Annotated in this window: 13 protein-coding genes and 1 riboswitch; of the genes, 8 read left to right on the forward strand and 5 right to left on the reverse strand. The window is 64.4% G+C overall.

Annotation, left to right across the window (positions count from 1 at the left end; all coding sequences use genetic code 11):
* The first annotated feature begins 50 nt into the window (after positions 1 to 50).
* The gene (locus ACQ4OD_RS00120) at positions 51 to 1,289 is read left to right on the forward strand and encodes a cation:proton antiporter (RefSeq protein ID WP_430943685.1); all 1,239 of its coding nucleotides are present in this window, start codon (positions 51 to 53) and stop codon (positions 1,287 to 1,289) included.
* 107 nt (positions 1,290 to 1,396) lie between these two features.
* On the opposite strand, the gene ACQ4OD_RS00125 is transcribed toward ACQ4OD_RS00120, so the two are convergent.
* Positions 1,397 to 1,798: an acyl-CoA thioesterase gene (locus tag ACQ4OD_RS00125; protein WP_003257757.1), complete on the reverse strand. Its 402-nt coding sequence runs from the start codon at positions 1,796 to 1,798 to the stop codon at positions 1,397 to 1,399.
* A 177-nt stretch (positions 1,799 to 1,975) separates the two neighbouring features.
* Positions 1,976 to 2,072, forward strand: a riboswitch (S-adenosyl-L-homocysteine riboswitch).
* 21 nt (positions 2,073 to 2,093) lie between these two features.
* Between ACQ4OD_RS00125 and ahcY the strand changes: the two genes are divergently transcribed.
* From ahcY to ACQ4OD_RS00145, 4 genes are all read left to right on the forward strand, one after another.
* Positions 2,094 to 3,503, forward strand: coding sequence for an adenosylhomocysteinase (gene ahcY, locus ACQ4OD_RS00130; RefSeq protein ID WP_046853939.1), 1,410 nt, complete (start codon positions 2,094 to 2,096; stop codon positions 3,501 to 3,503).
* A 141-nt stretch (positions 3,504 to 3,644) separates the two neighbouring features.
* Positions 3,645 to 4,490 carry a methylenetetrahydrofolate reductase [NAD(P)H] gene (metF, locus tag ACQ4OD_RS00135; protein WP_046853938.1) on the forward strand — a complete coding sequence of 282 codons (846 nt, stop codon included), beginning with the start codon at positions 3,645 to 3,647 and terminating at the stop codon, positions 4,488 to 4,490.
* A gap of 116 nt (positions 4,491 to 4,606) precedes the next feature.
* Positions 4,607 to 5,389, forward strand: a complete 783-nt coding sequence (locus ACQ4OD_RS00140) for a substrate-binding periplasmic protein (protein ID WP_232968091.1) — start codon at positions 4,607 to 4,609, stop codon at positions 5,387 to 5,389.
* Positions 5,390 to 5,612: 223 nt separating this feature from the next.
* Positions 5,613 to 7,508 (forward strand): DEAD/DEAH box helicase, encoded by a 1,896-nt coding sequence (locus tag ACQ4OD_RS00145; protein ID WP_110702101.1) that lies wholly within the window; start codon positions 5,613 to 5,615, stop codon positions 7,506 to 7,508.
* Between the two features lie 94 nt (positions 7,509 to 7,602).
* Here the strand turns inward: ACQ4OD_RS00145 and ACQ4OD_RS00150 are convergent, their stop codons facing one another.
* The 3 genes from ACQ4OD_RS00150 to ACQ4OD_RS00160 form a co-directional block, all read right to left on the reverse strand.
* Positions 7,603 to 8,181 carry a YceI family protein gene (locus tag ACQ4OD_RS00150; RefSeq protein ID WP_023629958.1) on the reverse strand — a complete coding sequence of 193 codons (579 nt, stop codon included), beginning with the start codon at positions 8,179 to 8,181 and terminating at the stop codon, positions 7,603 to 7,605.
* A 34-nt stretch (positions 8,182 to 8,215) separates the two neighbouring features.
* Entirely contained in the window at positions 8,216 to 8,767 is a 552-nt protein-coding gene (locus ACQ4OD_RS00155; RefSeq protein ID WP_094012344.1) for a cytochrome b, read from the reverse strand.
* Positions 8,768 to 8,980: 213 nt separating this feature from the next.
* Positions 8,981 to 10,807 (reverse strand): FAD-dependent oxidoreductase, encoded by a 1,827-nt coding sequence (locus ACQ4OD_RS00160; RefSeq protein WP_430943686.1) that lies wholly within the window; start codon positions 10,805 to 10,807, stop codon positions 8,981 to 8,983.
* A gap of 204 nt (positions 10,808 to 11,011) precedes the next feature.
* Between ACQ4OD_RS00160 and ACQ4OD_RS00165 the strand changes: the two genes are divergently transcribed.
* The 3 genes from ACQ4OD_RS00165 to ACQ4OD_RS00175 all read left to right on the forward strand — a co-directional run bounded on the left by ACQ4OD_RS00165 (position 11,012) and on the right by ACQ4OD_RS00175 (position 13,724).
* Positions 11,012 to 11,443, forward strand: coding sequence for a hypothetical protein (locus ACQ4OD_RS00165; RefSeq protein ID WP_110702107.1), 432 nt, complete (start codon positions 11,012 to 11,014; stop codon positions 11,441 to 11,443).
* A gap of 73 nt (positions 11,444 to 11,516) precedes the next feature.
* On the forward strand, positions 11,517 to 12,923 hold the full coding sequence (locus tag ACQ4OD_RS00170) for an adenosylmethionine--8-amino-7-oxononanoate transaminase (RefSeq protein ID WP_102682228.1): 1,407 nt from the start codon (positions 11,517 to 11,519) through the stop codon (positions 12,921 to 12,923).
* 81 nt (positions 12,924 to 13,004) lie between these two features.
* Positions 13,005 to 13,724, forward strand: coding sequence for a 16S rRNA (uracil(1498)-N(3))-methyltransferase (locus tag ACQ4OD_RS00175; RefSeq protein WP_110702109.1), 720 nt, complete (start codon positions 13,005 to 13,007; stop codon positions 13,722 to 13,724).
* On the opposite strand, the gene trhA is transcribed toward ACQ4OD_RS00175, so the two are convergent.
* Positions 13,721 to 14,338, reverse strand: coding sequence for a PAQR family membrane homeostasis protein TrhA (trhA, locus tag ACQ4OD_RS00180; protein WP_102682230.1), 618 nt, complete (start codon positions 14,336 to 14,338; stop codon positions 13,721 to 13,723). The two genes, ACQ4OD_RS00175 and trhA, sit on opposite strands and share 4 nt — an antisense overlap.
* Positions 14,339 to 14,348 lie beyond the last annotated feature (10 nt).

Raw genomic sequence — 14,348 nt, forward strand, 5'->3', positions numbered from 1 at the left:
GCCCGAGCCATTCGGGTAATGACTTGGAAGCCACTTACACAGGATTCGGGATGCTTGAATTAGTTGCCGCGTTTATCTGCCTCACCACCCTCCTCACTTATGTGAACTACCGCTTCATCGGCCTGCCGCCGGCCATCGGCGTGATGGTCACCGCATTGCTGTTCTCCCTGATGCTGCAGGGCCTGAGCCTGATCGGCTTCCCTGGCCTGGAAGAACGCGTCGAAGGCCTGATGAACCAGATCGACTTCAACGACCTGCTGATGCACTGGATGCTGTCGTTCCTGCTGTTCGCTGGCGCCTTGCACGTCAACCTCGCCGACCTGCGCAGCTACCGCTGGCCGATCGGCCTGCTGGCCACCCTTGGCGTACTCATCGCCACCGTGGTGATCGGTTACCTGGCGCACTGGGTGTTCGCCCTGTTTGGCTGGGACGTGCCGTTGATCTACTGCCTGCTGTTCGGCGCGCTGATCTCGCCGACCGACCCAATCGCCGTGCTCGGCGCACTGCGTACCGCCAACGCCTCCAAGCCGCTGAAGACCACCATCGTCGGTGAGTCGCTGTTCAATGACGGCACGGCGGTCGTGGTGTTCACCGTGCTGCTGGGCATCATCCAGCTGGGCGAGACGCCGAGCGTCGCCGACACCGCCATCCTGTTCGCCCGCGAGGCCCTGGGTGGCATAGCCTTCGGCGGCCTGATCGGCTATGCCACCTACCGCATGATCAAGAGCGTCGAACAATACCAGGTGGAAGTGATGCTGACCCTGGCGCTGGTGATCGGCGGCTCGGCCATGTGCTACGAGCTGCACGTGTCGGCGCCGATCGCCATGGTGGTAGCCGGACTGATCATCGGCAACCTGGGACGCAACCTGGCGATGAACGACATGACCCGCCGCTACATGGACGGCTTCTGGGAACTGATCGACGACATGCTCAATGCCTTGCTGTTCGCGCTGATTGGCCTGGAGCTGTTGCTGCTGCCGTTCAACTGGCTGCACCTGGCGGCCGGTGGCGTGCTGGCGGTGGCGGTGCTGGCTTCGCGGCTGCTGACCGTGGCGCCGGCGATCGTGCTGTTGCGCCGCTGGCGCAGCGTGCCGCAGGGCACCATCCGCGTGCTGACCTGGGGCGGCCTGCGCGGTGGCGTGTCGGTCGCCCTGGCGCTGTCGCTGCCGCAGGGCGCCGAGCGTGACCTGCTGCTGTCGATCACTTACATCGTGGTGCTGTCGTCGATCCTGATTCAGGGCCTGACGGTCGGCAAGGTGGTGCGCAAGGTCAGCACACAACCCAAGTAACAACGTAGAGGCGGACTAGCCCCGCGATATCGTCTGCACAGGCATAGATGTTGATCCTGCCGGCGCCATCGCGGGGCAAGCCCGCTCCCACGCTTGAGCAAACGGGTCTATTCCACCGCGCTGTCCGGGAACTGGTCCTGGATGTACTTGATCTCGGTGCGCCCGTGGGCGGCCGGCAGGCCATCCTCACCCAGGTTGACGAACACCATCTTGTCGACGGTCAGGATCGCCTTGCGGGTGATCTTGTTGCGTACTTCGCACTTGAGGGTGATCGAGGTGCGGCCGAATTCGGTGGCGGTGATGCCCAGCTCGATGATGTCGCCCTGACGCGAGGCACTGACGAAGTTGATCTCGGAAATGTACTTGGTCACCACGCGCTGGTTACCCAGCTGGACGATGGCGTAGATCGCCGCCTCCTCGTCGATCCAGCGCAGCAGGCTGCCGCCGAACAGGGTGCCGTTGGGATTGAGGTCTTCGGGTTTTACCCATTTGCGGGTGTGAAAGTTCATCTGTACTCCTGACCTGCTTGCTGACATGCGCTAATGATGGCAGACCGCTCGGTCACGCTCCATTGAACATCGACTATCGTCTCGATTAATCGACAGAAAGTCTTGGGTGTGTAACACGCCCGCGGCTATAATCTTGCCGTTTCACATGGCCCCCCACAGTGGTGGCCATCCCGCCACCCATCCGAGGGGCGCTGCAGCAGGCTTGGCCTGTCAGGCTCGGTTGGGGCGTTGTCCGCGCAAGCGGACGCTCAACGCACAACGGCGCCCATTCGCACACTACGAATGGAGGCTCTCAATGAGCGCTGTAAACACGCCTGCAGGTTTTTCCGACTTCAAGGTCGCCGACATCTCCCTGGCCGACTGGGGCCGCAAGGAAGTCATCATCGCCGAATCGGAAATGCCCGCGCTGATGGGCCTGCGCCGCAAGTATCAAGCCGAGCAACCGCTCAAGGGCGCGAAGATCATCGGCTGCATCCACATGACCATCCAGACTGCCGTGCTGATCGAGACCCTGGTCGCCCTGGGTGCCGAAGTGCGCTGGTCGTCGTGCAACATCTTCTCCACCCAGGACCAGGCCGCCGCCGCCATCGCTGCCGCCGGCATCCCGGTGTTCGCCTGGAAAGGCGAGACCGAGCAAGAGTACGAGTGGTGCATCGAGCAGACCATCCTCAAGGATGGCCAGCCATGGGACGCCAACATGGTGCTGGACGACGGTGGTGACCTGACCGAGATCCTGCACAAGAAATACCCGGCCATGCTGGACAAGATCCACGGTGTGACCGAAGAGACCACCACCGGCGTGCACCGCCTGCTGGACATGCTGGCCAAGGGCGAGCTGAAAGTCCCGGCGATCAACGTCAACGACTCGGTCACCAAGAGCAAGAACGACAACAAATACGGCTGCCGCCACAGCCTCAACGACGCCATCAAGCGCGGCACCGACCACCTGCTGTCGGGCAAGCAGGCCCTGGTGATCGGCTACGGCGACGTGGGCAAGGGCTCGGCCCAGTCCCTGCGCCAGGAAGGCATGATCGTCAAGGTCACCGAAGTCGACCCGATCTGCGCCATGCAAGCCTGCATGGACGGCTTCGAAGTCGTCTCGCCGTTCAAGGACGGCATCAACACCGGTACCGAAGCCGGCATCAACAAGGACCTGCTCGGCCGCATCGACCTGATCGTCACCACCACCGGTAACGTCAACGTCTGCGACGCCAACATGCTCAAGGCCCTGAAGAAGCGCGCCGTGGTCTGCAACATCGGCCACTTCGACAACGAGATCGACACCGCCTTCATGCGCAAGAACTGGGCATGGGAAGAGGTCAAGCCACAGGTGCACAAGATCCACCGCACCGGCGCCGGCGTGTTCGACCCGCAGAACGACGACTACCTGATCCTGCTGGCCGAAGGCCGCCTGGTGAACCTGGGCAACGCCACCGGCCACCCGAGCCGCATCATGGACGGCTCGTTCGCCAACCAGGTCCTGGCGCAGATCTTCCTGTTCGAGCAGAAGTTCGCCGCGCTGCCTGCCGCGAAGAAGGCCGAGCGCCTGACCGTGGAAGTGCTGCCGAAGAAACTCGACGAAGAAGTGGCCCTGGAAATGGTCCGCGGCTTCGGTGGCGTGGTCACCCAGCTGACCCCGCAGCAGGCCGAGTACATCGGTGTGACCGTCGAAGGCCCGTTCAAGCCGGACGCTTACCGCTACTAAGCGGCTGGTTGCCAGTGCCAGGTATCCTTGCCCGGCACTGGCAGGCAACGTTTCGAACCGATGTCCGAGCCAGGCCGGCCCCCACCGTCCTGGCTTTTATTTGCAGGCAGCAGCCCAGGCTCACTGCCGAAGGAACCAGAGATGTCACAAGAACGCCGCTACAGTTTCGAATTCTTCCCCACCAAGACCGATGCCGGCCACGAAAAGCTGATGGGCGTTGCCCGCCAGCTGGCCAGCTACAACCCGGACTTCTTCTCCTGCACCTATGGTGCCGGTGGCTCGACCCGCGACCGCACGCTCAACACCGTGCTGCAGCTGGAAAATGAGGTGAAAGTCCCTGCCGCCCCGCACCTGTCCTGCGTGGGCGACAGCAAGGACGACCTGCGCGCCCTGCTGGCCGAGTACCAGGCCGCCGGTATCAAGCGCATCGTCGCCCTGCGTGGCGACCTGCCGTCGGGCATGGGCATGGCCAGCGGCGAACTGCGCTACGCCAGCGACTTGGTCGAGTTCATCCGCCAGGAAACCGGCAACCACTTCCACCTGGAAGTGGCCGCCTACCCGGAGATGCACCCGCAGGCGCGCAATTTCGAGAGCGACCTGGCCAACTTCGTGCACAAGGTCAAGGCCGGTGCCGACAGCGCCATCACCCAGTATTTCTTCAACGCCGACAGCTACTTTTATTTCGTCGAGCGCGCGCAGAAGCTGGGCGTCGAGATCCCGGTGGTGCCCGGCATCATGCCGATCACCAACTACAGCAAGCTGGCGCGTTTCTCCGACGCCTGCGGCGCCGAGATCCCACGCTGGATCCGCAAGCAGCTGGAAGCCTATGCCGACGACACCGCCAGCATCCAGGCATTCGGCGAGGAAGTGATCACCCGCATGTGCGAACAACTGCTGCAAGGCGGCGCACCGGGCCTGCACTTCTATACCCTCAACCAGGCCGAGCCGAGCCTGGCGATCTGGAACAACCTGAAGCTGCCACGCTGATGGTCGCGAACAAGGCTTTGGCGCAGGTCAAAGCCTTGTTCGTTCGCGCTCGCGCCGCACGCGCCTGCGGCCAGCGTTCACTGGTCTTGCCCGGGCTTGCAGCGTACTCTCACGCCATGCGCACGCTCATCCTCCCTCTCCTGCTGTTGCTGCTCGCCGGCCTGAGCCCGATGGCCCATGCCGAAAGCCTGCGCATCGTCAGCGACGACTGGGCCCCCTACCTCTATCAGGAGAACGGCCAGGCCAAAGGCATCGACTACGAGATCACCAACGAGGTGTTCAAACGCCTCGGTGTCCAGGTGCAGTGGCAGTTCCTGCCCTGGAAGCGCTGCCTGGCCATGGTCGAACAGGGCCTGGCGGACGCCGTGATGGATATTTTCCAGGTCGACTCGCGCCAGGGCTACCTGGTCTACCCGGACGAACCGATGTCCGAGGTCGAGTTCGTCCTCTACCAAGCGCGTTCACGCCCACACCCGGTCGAGCGCGTCGAGGACCTGGCCGGGCTGACCATCGGCACCTCGCCGGGCTATGTCTACGATGGCACCTTCGCCGAGTCACCGCTGTTCCGCCGCGAGCCCGCGCCCAGCCACGAGGCCAATTTCGGCAAGCTGGCGCTTGGGCGCATCGACCTGCTGGTGACCGACCGCCAAGTCGGCCGCTATGTGAGCCATCGGCTGGGCCTGGAGCAGACCGTTGAAGAGCTGCCCCTGGTGGTCAGCCGCCGCCCGCAGTACCTGGGGCTGGCCCGCAAGCCCGGCCGCGAGGCGTTGGCGCGGGCCTTCAGCGACGAGTTGCGGCGCTTCAAACAGGAGCCCGCCTATGCGGCGATCAGTGCCCGCTACCTCGGCAATCAGGATTTTCCTTTCGCCGTTGAGCAGCAGGAACGCGGCACACGCTGATTGCTCTGTTATACTCGGGCCTTCCCGCCCGGCTCACGCCCGGACGCTCGGCCTCGCAACAGGCATCTCGACCCGCAGCCGCGCACCTTTGGTGCCCGCCCGCCGGCATTCAGGATGCGCAGTGAACGCCCAGCTGGACCGGACGCGATCGCATCCCTCCGATGCCCGTCGCGCCAGGCAGAACACCCCATCGGGCCTAGCCCCCACGAGAACAGGATTGCCCATGTCCTTTGCTTCCCTCGGTCTCTCCGAGGCTCTTGTCCGCGCTATCGAGGCAGCGGGCTATACCCAGCCCACTCCGGTGCAACAGCGGGCCATTCCCGCCGTGTTGCAAGGTCGCGACCTGATGGTCGCCGCCCAGACAGGTACTGGTAAAACCGGCGGCTTCGCGCTCCCGATCCTTGAGCGTCTGTTCCCGGGTGGCCACCCCGACAAATCGCAACGCCATGGCCCGCGCCAACCGCGCGTGCTGGTGCTGACCCCCACCCGCGAGCTGGCAGCGCAGGTGCATGACAGCTTCAAGGTCTACGCCCGCGACCTCAACTTCATCAGCGCCTGCATCTTCGGTGGCGTCGGCATGAACCCACAGGTCCAGGCCATGGCCAAGGGCGTTGACGTCCTGGTCGCCTGCCCGGGCCGCCTGCTCGACCTGGCCGGCCAAGGCAGCGTCGACCTCTCGCGTGTCGAGATCCTGGTGCTGGACGAAGCCGACCGCATGCTCGACATGGGCTTCATCCACGACGTCAAGAAAGTGCTGGCGCGCCTGCCGGCCAAGCGCCAGAACCTGCTGTTCTCGGCGACCTTCTCCAAGGACATCACCGACCTCGCCGACAAGCTGCTGCACAACCCCGAGCGCATCGAGGTCACGCCGCCGAACACCACCGTCGAGCGTATCGAGCAGCGGGTCTACCGCCTGCCGGCCAGCCACAAGCGCGCCCTGCTGGCGCACCTCATCACCCTGGGCGCCTGGGAACAGGTGCTGGTGTTCACCCGTACCAAGCACGGCGCCAACCGCCTGGCCGAGTACCTCGAGAAGCACGGCCTGACCGCCGCGGCGATCCACGGCAACAAGAGCCAGAACGCCCGCACCAAGGCGCTGGCCGACTTCAAGGCCAACACCGTGCGCGTGCTGGTCGCCACCGACATCGCCGCCCGCGGCCTGGACATCGACCAGTTGCCCCACGTGGTCAACTTCGAGCTGCCCAATGTCGAGGAAGACTACGTTCACCGCATCGGCCGTACGGGCCGTGCCGGTCGCTCCGGTGAAGCCATTTCGATGGTCGCGCCGGATGAAGAAAAGCTGCTCAAGAGCATCGAGCGCGTCACCCGCCAGAAAATCCCGGATGGCGACCTGATGGGCTTTGACGCATCGCAGGTCGAGGCCGAGAAGCCGGAAGTGCGCGAGCGCCAGCCGAACAATGGCCGCGGTGGCCGCAACCAGCAACCTCGCGGCGAAGGCGGTAAGGAAGGCAGTGGCGGGCGCAAGGACAAAGGCAAGGACAAAGGCCGCAACAAGCCTTCGTCCGAGAAGTCCGCGGAAAAGGACAAGTCCGGCGAGAAACAGCAGCAGGGCCAGCAGCGCAAGCCGCGCGACCAGAAGCCACGCCAGCAACAGAACAACGGCCAGAAAGCCGCGCCTGTCGCCGCCCCCAATCGCGACCCTGAAGAGTTTCTCGACGACGACGTCGACAACTTTGGCAACCGCGCCGACTACGTAAGCCCCTACCAGAACGCCAAGAACCAGGGGCGCAATCGTCGCCCGGGCGGCAACGGGGGCCAAGCCCAAGGGCAAGGCCAGCGCAGTGGTGGCGGCCAGGGGCAAGGCCAGGGCCGTGGCAATGGCCAGCAACGCCAGGGCCAGGGCTCCGGTGAAAAGCGCCCGCGCAACGGCGGCGGTAGCAATGGTGGCGCCCGACGCGACAACAACGGTGGCCGTGCTCGCCGTGAAGATTCGTCCCGCCAGGAACCGGCCGTGCGCAACCCGCGCGAGTCGCAGAGCGCGCCAGTGATCATCCGCAAGGAATCCAAACTCGACCGCTACCCGACGCCCGAGCAACTGGACGACCTGCCGAGCCGCCCACGCGGTGAGCGCCCGGCGCTGCTGACCCGCAAGGGCTGAGCCCGCAATCGCGGGGCCTGCCCCGCGATGAGGCCATGCAAAGCCAACGAAAACGCCGCCCATTGGGCGGCGTTTTCGTTGCTGGCGAAGCGAATTACTTCTGCTTCACGCCTTCGACGCTGATATCCAGGTCCAGGGTCTGCGAAGTCGGGCCTGGGCCCTTGATGCCGAAGTCGTTCAGGTTCAGCGTGGTGGTGGCGTTGAAGCCAGCGCGCTCGCCGCCCCACGGGTCCTTGCCCTCGCCATTGAACACGGCCTTGAAGGTGACGGGCTTGGTCACGCCGTGCAGGGTCAGGTCGCCGGTCACATCGGCAGTCTTGTCACCGGTCGACTTGACGCTGGTGGAGACGAACTTGGCTTCCGGATATTTTTTGACATCCAGGAAGTCCTTGCTGGCGATGTGCTTGTCACGCTCGGCGTGGTTCGACCACAGGCTGGCAGTCTTCAGGTCTACGCTGATCTTGCTGGCCTCGGGCTTGGCACTGTCCCAGGTGAAGTTGCCGTCGAAGTCCTTGAAGGTGCCGTGGATGAAGCTGTAGCCCAGGTGGCTGATCTTCCAGTCGACGAACGCGTGCTGGCCTTCCTTGTCGATCTTGTACTCGGCGGCCATGGCCTGGCCAGCGGAGATCAGGGCGGTACCGAGCGCCAGAGCGGCAAAAGTCTTTTTCAACATCCTTACTTCCTTCCTTTGCAATTGAGGTTGAGAGTCAAGCTTTGCGGCCCAGCATGCGGGTCAGGGTCGCGTCACGGTCGATGAAATGATGTTTCAATGCCGCCAATGCGTGCAGTACGGCAAAAATCACCAGGCCCCAGGCCAGCCAGAGGTGGATCACCCCCGCCAGGTCAGCCTGGTCAGGCAGGTCGCTGACCAGCGCGGGAACGTCGAACAAGCCGAACACCGGAATACCCACGCCGTCGGCGGTGGAAATCAGATAGCCCGCTATCATCACTGCGAACAGGCCCAGGTACAGCGCCAGATGGCCCAGCTTGGCGGCCAGCCGGGTGACCTTGCCATGGTTGGCCGGTGCCGGTGGCGGCGGGCTGACGAAACGCCAGACTACCCGCAACAGCATCAGTGCCAGCAACACCAGGCCGATGCTCTTGTGCAGGTCCGGGCCGGACTTGCGCCATGGGTCATAGTAATCAAGGCCGACCATCCACAAGCCCAGGCCAAACAGCCCGAAGACCGCCAGCGCCACACCCCAGTGCAGGACGATGCTGACCAGGCCATAGCGAGAAGATGAATTGCGCAGTTGCATGTTGGCGTATTTCCCCGTGAAAGCTGTGCACAAGACTAACGCGTAATGCATCGAATAAAAGCGTAAAAAGCAGCTTCTGATTATCGAAAAACCAGATATTAATTCTGAAAGCTTCCTATTAAGGAAACATTAACGATAGACGTTTGGAAGATCCGACGCCATCGCGGGGCAAGCCCGCTTACACAGGGCTCCGCGATGGCGGCTATACCGAGATCAGCCGGCCTTGGCCTGGCTGTTGACCACCGGCTTCTTGGCCGGTTCCGACTTGGCGGTGGCCTTCTTCACCGGCGCCGGTTTGGCTGCAGGCTTGTGGGCCTGCTTGGCCGCAGGCTTGGCGGGGGCCTGCTTGGTGGCCGCCGGCTTCACTGGCTCTTCCTTAGCAACGGGTGTCGGCGCAACCGGCGCGGCTGCCGGTGCAGGCGCAACCTCCTCGGCCTTGGCGATCGGCGCGGCCTTGGCCTCTGGCTTGTCAGAGCCGCCAAACAGACGCGAGAAGAAGCCCGGCTTGGCCTGCTCGGCCTTCACGGGCTCCGCCTTGGCCGGAGCCTTGTCGGAGGCGCCGCCGAACAGGTTGGAGAAGAACCCGCCCTTGTCCTTCGCGGCCGCGACGCCGGCCGCTCCAGTAGCCGCTGCGGCGGCTACCGACGCAGCCTTGGCCGGGTCGAAGGACTTGCCCGCCGCCAGGTCCTGGACCTGCCCCGCGGCACGCTGGCCGCTACGCAGGGCCCCTTCGAGGGTACCCGGGTAAAGCGCATCGGTGTGTTCGCCGGCAAAGGCGATCCGTTGTACCGGGCGCTCCCACAGGCGCCAGTATTTGCTGATCTGCCCCGGGCCGTAGGCCAGGTACGCACCGCCCATGCCGGAGTCGGTGCTGTAGCGGCGGATTTCATAACCGGTGAAGGCGCCGCGTGCCTGCGGGTAGAAGGCGTGCAGGCGGATCAGTACCTGGTCGACCATCTGCTTGTCACCAAAAGCCTGGAGCAAGCGGGCGTTATCCCCGGACAGGTTGATCACCACGTTGGCGCCACCCTTGAGCGCCGGCTCGATCCACAGCATGCCCAGGCCAGTGTTGCTGAAGATCTCGCCGGACATGCGTGCACGGCTTTCCCACACCGGGTTCTTGAACTTGAGCATCAGCTGGTCGCGCCAGCCATAGTTGGTGCCCTTCAAGGCGGCCAGGTGCTGCCCGTCCAGGCCCGGGGTCATCTGGATCTTGGCCAGTGCACGCAGCGGCACGGCCATTACCAGGTAGTCAGCCTGGTAGCCGACGCCGCCGACCTTGACGGTCACACCGTCTTTGTCCTGAACGATGGCGGTAACCGGCGAACTGGTCTTGATGGTCTTCAGCTGCTTGACGAAGGCCTGGGCCAACACCGGGCTGCCACCGGGCAGGCGCGCGGCGCGCAGGTCACGGTCGCTGACATTGCGGTAGACCCGGCCTTGCTGGGCGAAGTAAAGCAGCGACAGGCGCGACGGCTCATCATAGCGGGTGCGGATCTGCTGGTTGACCAGCTGACGGGCGGTGGCTGGCAGCTGCAGCTTGTCGAGCCAGGTGGACACGTTCATCTGGTCGAGGGCGAACAGGGTGCTGTTTGCCGCGGGATTGAGCGGGTCTTCGATGGAACGGGCCAGGTCGTCGAGGGTTTTCTCGAAGCGTTTGAGCGCCTCGGCAGTGGCTGGCTGCTTGGTCGCCAGATCGGTGGCGCTGAAATATTCACCGTCGATCAGGTAGCCGGGGTTGCGCACGAACTCCGGGGCCGGCAGGGTGGCGACCTTGAACTGCTCCAGATACTGGTTGAGCACCGGCTGGGTCTTGCTGTTGCCGACCCATTCGCTGGTGGCCAGGCCCGAACGCCCGCCCATGCCCGACTTGGCTTCCAGCAGGGTCACCTGCCAGCCCTTGCTCTGCAGCTCGTAGGCCGCGGTCAGGCCCGCCAGGCCACCACCGACGACGATCGCCGTCTTGTCCTTGGCCAGCGCGACGCCGCTGGTCACCCCGATCAATACCAACGCGCACAGGCGCACCCAAGCAGCAGCCATGATGGCGAACTCCGGTTAGAGAAGCGATAGAAGGGACGGGGAGCAATGCCCCGGGAGAGATGCGTTAAGAATACGTCACCTCTGCCCACCCTGCCACCGCAGTGACATCAAGTGCCTTTGGCAACTGGTAATTTTGTCAGTGGCGTTGGGTCGCCGGGGCGTGCAGCCTTGGCTGGCACTCAAGCATCGAGCCGGGGAAGAACAGTGATCTACACCGAAGATTTTGCCAGGTGGACGCCTTCGGCGCCCCTACCCGAGTGCTCCTGGCGCACACCCACCGGCCTGAACATCGTGTCCAATGGCATTGTCTACAGCGCGCGCTACCAGACCGACGAGGGGCGGATCGGCACGGAATTGATCATCCATGGCCAGTGCGATATCGAGTTCATCTTCGGCCAGACGGTCGATTGCCTGCTGCTTGAAGTGGATGTCACCACGCTCGGCACGGCCGTCTCGACCGCCTACTGGTTGACCCTGCGCGACCTGGACTACACCGAGTTCACGCCCGGGCCCGGCACCCACGGCACCTCCTGGCACGACGTGCCCGGCCCGCTCGACCGCCTGACCCTGTCCACCCTGCCGCAGTGCACCGTGCATATCCGCCAGCTGGAATGGCGGCCGGCCTGGCGACATTGAGCGGTTGTCCTGCCCCCCGGCATTGCTTAGGCTTACGCGGTCAAACCGAGCCGTAACGCCAGGAGAAGTGCCCATGGGCCTCAACGATCAGTGGATGCAGCGCGACCTGAAGGTCCTTTGGCACCCCTGCACCCAGATGAAAGACCACGAACAGCTGCCGCTGATCCCGATCAAGCGCGGCGAGGGCGTGTGGCTGGAGGACTTCGAGGGCAAACGCTACCTGGACGCCGTCAGCTCATGGTGGGTCAACGCTTTTGGCCATGCCAACCCGCGCATCAACCAGCGCATCAAGGACCAGGTCGACCAGCTCGAACATGTGATCCTCGCCGGTTTCAGCCACCAGCCGGTGATCGAGCTGTCCGAACGCCTGGTAGCGATCACCCCCGCCGGCCTGGACCGGGTGTTCTATGGCGACAATGGCTCATCGTGCATCGAAGTGGCGCTGAAGATGAGCTTCCACTACTGGCAGAACACCGGCAAAGCGCAGAAGAAGCGCTTCGTCACCCTGACCAACAGCTATCATGGCGAGACCATCGCCGCGATGTCGGTGGGCGACGTGCCGCTGTTCACCGAAACCTACAAGGCGCTGCTGCTGGACACCATCAAGGTGCCGAGCCCGGACTGCTACCTGCGTCCGGAAGGCATGGGCTGGGAAGAGCACTCGCGGAACATGTTCGCGGCCATGGAGCAGACCCTGGCCGAACACCACGCCAGCATCGCTGCGGTGATCGTCGAACCGCTGATCCAGGGCGCCGGCGGCATGCGCATGTATCACCCGGTGTACCTCAAGCTGCTGCGCGAGGCCTGCGACCGTTACGACGTGCACCTGATCCACGATGAGATCGCCGTCGGCTTCGGCCGCACCGGCACGATGTTCGCCTGCGAGCAGGCCGGCATCACCCCGGACTTCCTGTGCCTGTCCAAGGCCCTGACCGGCGGCTACCTGCCGCTGGCCGCCTGCCTGACCACCGACAAGGTCTACCAGGCGTTCTACGACGACTACCCGACCCTGCGCGCCTTCCTGCACTCGCACAGCTACACCGGCAATCCGCTGGCCTGCGCCGCGGCCCTGGCCACTTTGGACATCTTCGAGCAGGACAACGTGATCGAGGCCAACAAGGCCTTGTCGGCGCGCATGGCCAGCGCCACCGCGCACCTGGCCGACCATGCTCACGTCGCCGAGATCCGCCAGACCGGCATGGTCCTGGCCATCGAGATGGTCCAGGACAAGGCCACCAAGGCTGCCTACCCCTGGCAGGAGCGCCGCGGCCTGAAAGTCTTCGAGCACGCCCTGAGCCGTGGCGCACTGTTGCGCCCGCTGGGCAGCGTGGTGTATTTCCTGCCGCCTTACGTGATTACACCCGAACAGATCGACTTCCTGGCCGAGGTGGCCAGCGAAGGGATCGATATCGCCACCCGCGACAAGGTGAGCGTTGCCGTGCCGGCCGACTTCCATCCGGATTTCCGCGATCCGGGCTAGCCCCAGACCAACCCGAAACCTGTAGGAGCCGGCTCGTCCGCTCCTACAGGATCTGCGTCAGCCTTTTTCCAGAGCAAGCCCATGAGACTCTCCCGCTTCTTCATCGACGCCCCACTGGGCCTTGGCGAGCACGAGCTCCCCGAAGCCCAGGCCCACTACATTGGCCGCGTGCTGCGCATGGCCCCTGGCGACGCCGTGCAACTGTTCGACGGCAGCGGCCAGGAATACCTCGGCCAACTGCTCGAAGTCGGCAAGAAAACCGTGCGCGTCAGCCTCGACCAGGCACTTCCCGGCCAGGCCGATTCGCCTTTGCATATCCACCTCGGCCAGGGCCTGTCCCGTGGCGAGCGCATGGACTGGGCGATCCAGAAAGCCACCGAGCTGGGGGCCAACGAAATCACCCCGATCGTCAGCGAACGCTGCGAAGTACGCCTGAAGGACGAACGCGCCGACAAGCGCCTGGCCCACTGGCGCCAGGTGGCTGTCAGTGCCTGCGAGCAGTGCGGGCGCTCGACCTTGCCGGTGATCCACCCGCCCGTGACCCTGGCCGAGTGGCTGAAAAGCACCGAAGCCGACCTCAAGCTGGTGCTGCACCCGGTGGCCGAGCCACTGACCAGCCATGCCAAACCGGCCAGGCTGGCCTTCCTGATCGGCCCCGAGGGCGGCCTGAGCGAAGCGGAAGTCGAGCAGGCCAAGGCTGCCGGCTGCCACGCCGCCCGCCTCGGCCCTCGCGTGCTGCGCACCGAAACCGCGCCTGTGGTGGCCCTGTCGGTGGCACAGCAACTGTGGGGCGATTTCTAACGCACGTAGAAAAACACCGCGACGAAGTGCATCAGGCTGCCGGCAATCACGAACAGGTGCCAGATGCCGTGCCAGTGGCGGAATCGGCTGTCAAAAGCGAAGAAGATGATGCCGACGGTGTAGAACACACCGCCGGCCGCCAGCCAGGCGAAACCCGCGGCACCCAGGCTGTGCAGCAGCGGTTTCACCGCCACCAGCACGATCCAGCCCATCAACGCATAGATGACGATCGACAGGATCCGTGCCTCGGAGCGCGGCTTGATCTCCTGCAACATGCCGACCAGCGCCAGCCCCCAGACCACCCCGAACAGGCTCCAGCCCCAGGGGCCGCGCAGGCTGACCAGGCAGAACGGCGTGTAGCTGCCGGCAATCAACAGGTAGATCGACAGGTGGTCGAGCTTGCGCATGACCCGCTTCGCCCGCCCGCGGGTGCTGTGGTAGAGGGTGGAGATGCTGTAGAGCAACAGCAGGGTGAAACCGTAGATGGAGAAACTGACGATCTTCCAGGGATCGCCCTGCAGGCCCGCCACGACGATCAGCCAGCTCGCGCCGATGCAGGCCAGTACCGCGCCGACCAGGTGGGTCCAGGCGTTGAAGCGTTCACCGTAATACATGCAAGCACAG

Origin of the sequence: Pseudomonas sp. WC1, assembly GCF_050586565.1 — a bacterium.
Lineage (GTDB): Bacteria > Pseudomonadota > Gammaproteobacteria > Pseudomonadales > Pseudomonadaceae > Aquipseudomonas.

Coding starts and splice junctions, on each gene's coding strand:
- ACQ4OD_RS00120 (WP_430943685.1), top strand. CDS start 51: ATGCTTGAATTAGTTGCCGCGTTTATCTGCCTCACCACCCTCCTCACT.
- ACQ4OD_RS00125 (WP_003257757.1), bottom strand. CDS start 1,798: ATGAACTTTCACACCCGCAAATGGGTAAAACCCGAAGACCTCAATCCC.
- ahcY (WP_046853939.1), top strand. CDS start 2,094: ATGAGCGCTGTAAACACGCCTGCAGGTTTTTCCGACTTCAAGGTCGCC.
- metF (WP_046853938.1), top strand. CDS start 3,645: ATGTCACAAGAACGCCGCTACAGTTTCGAATTCTTCCCCACCAAGACC.
- ACQ4OD_RS00140 (WP_232968091.1), top strand. CDS start 4,607: ATGCGCACGCTCATCCTCCCTCTCCTGCTGTTGCTGCTCGCCGGCCTG.
- ACQ4OD_RS00145 (WP_110702101.1), top strand. CDS start 5,613: ATGTCCTTTGCTTCCCTCGGTCTCTCCGAGGCTCTTGTCCGCGCTATC.
- ACQ4OD_RS00150 (WP_023629958.1), bottom strand. CDS start 8,181: ATGTTGAAAAAGACTTTTGCCGCTCTGGCGCTCGGTACCGCCCTGATC.
- ACQ4OD_RS00155 (WP_094012344.1), bottom strand. CDS start 8,767: ATGCAACTGCGCAATTCATCTTCTCGCTATGGCCTGGTCAGCATCGTC.
- ACQ4OD_RS00160 (WP_430943686.1), bottom strand. CDS start 10,807: ATGGCTGCTGCTTGGGTGCGCCTGTGCGCGTTGGTATTGATCGGGGTG.
- ACQ4OD_RS00170 (WP_102682228.1), top strand. CDS start 11,517: ATGGGCCTCAACGATCAGTGGATGCAGCGCGACCTGAAGGTCCTTTGG.
- ACQ4OD_RS00175 (WP_110702109.1), top strand. CDS start 13,005: ATGAGACTCTCCCGCTTCTTCATCGACGCCCCACTGGGCCTTGGCGAG.
- trhA (WP_102682230.1), bottom strand. CDS start 14,338: ATGTATTACGGTGAACGCTTCAACGCCTGGACCCACCTGGTCGGCGCG.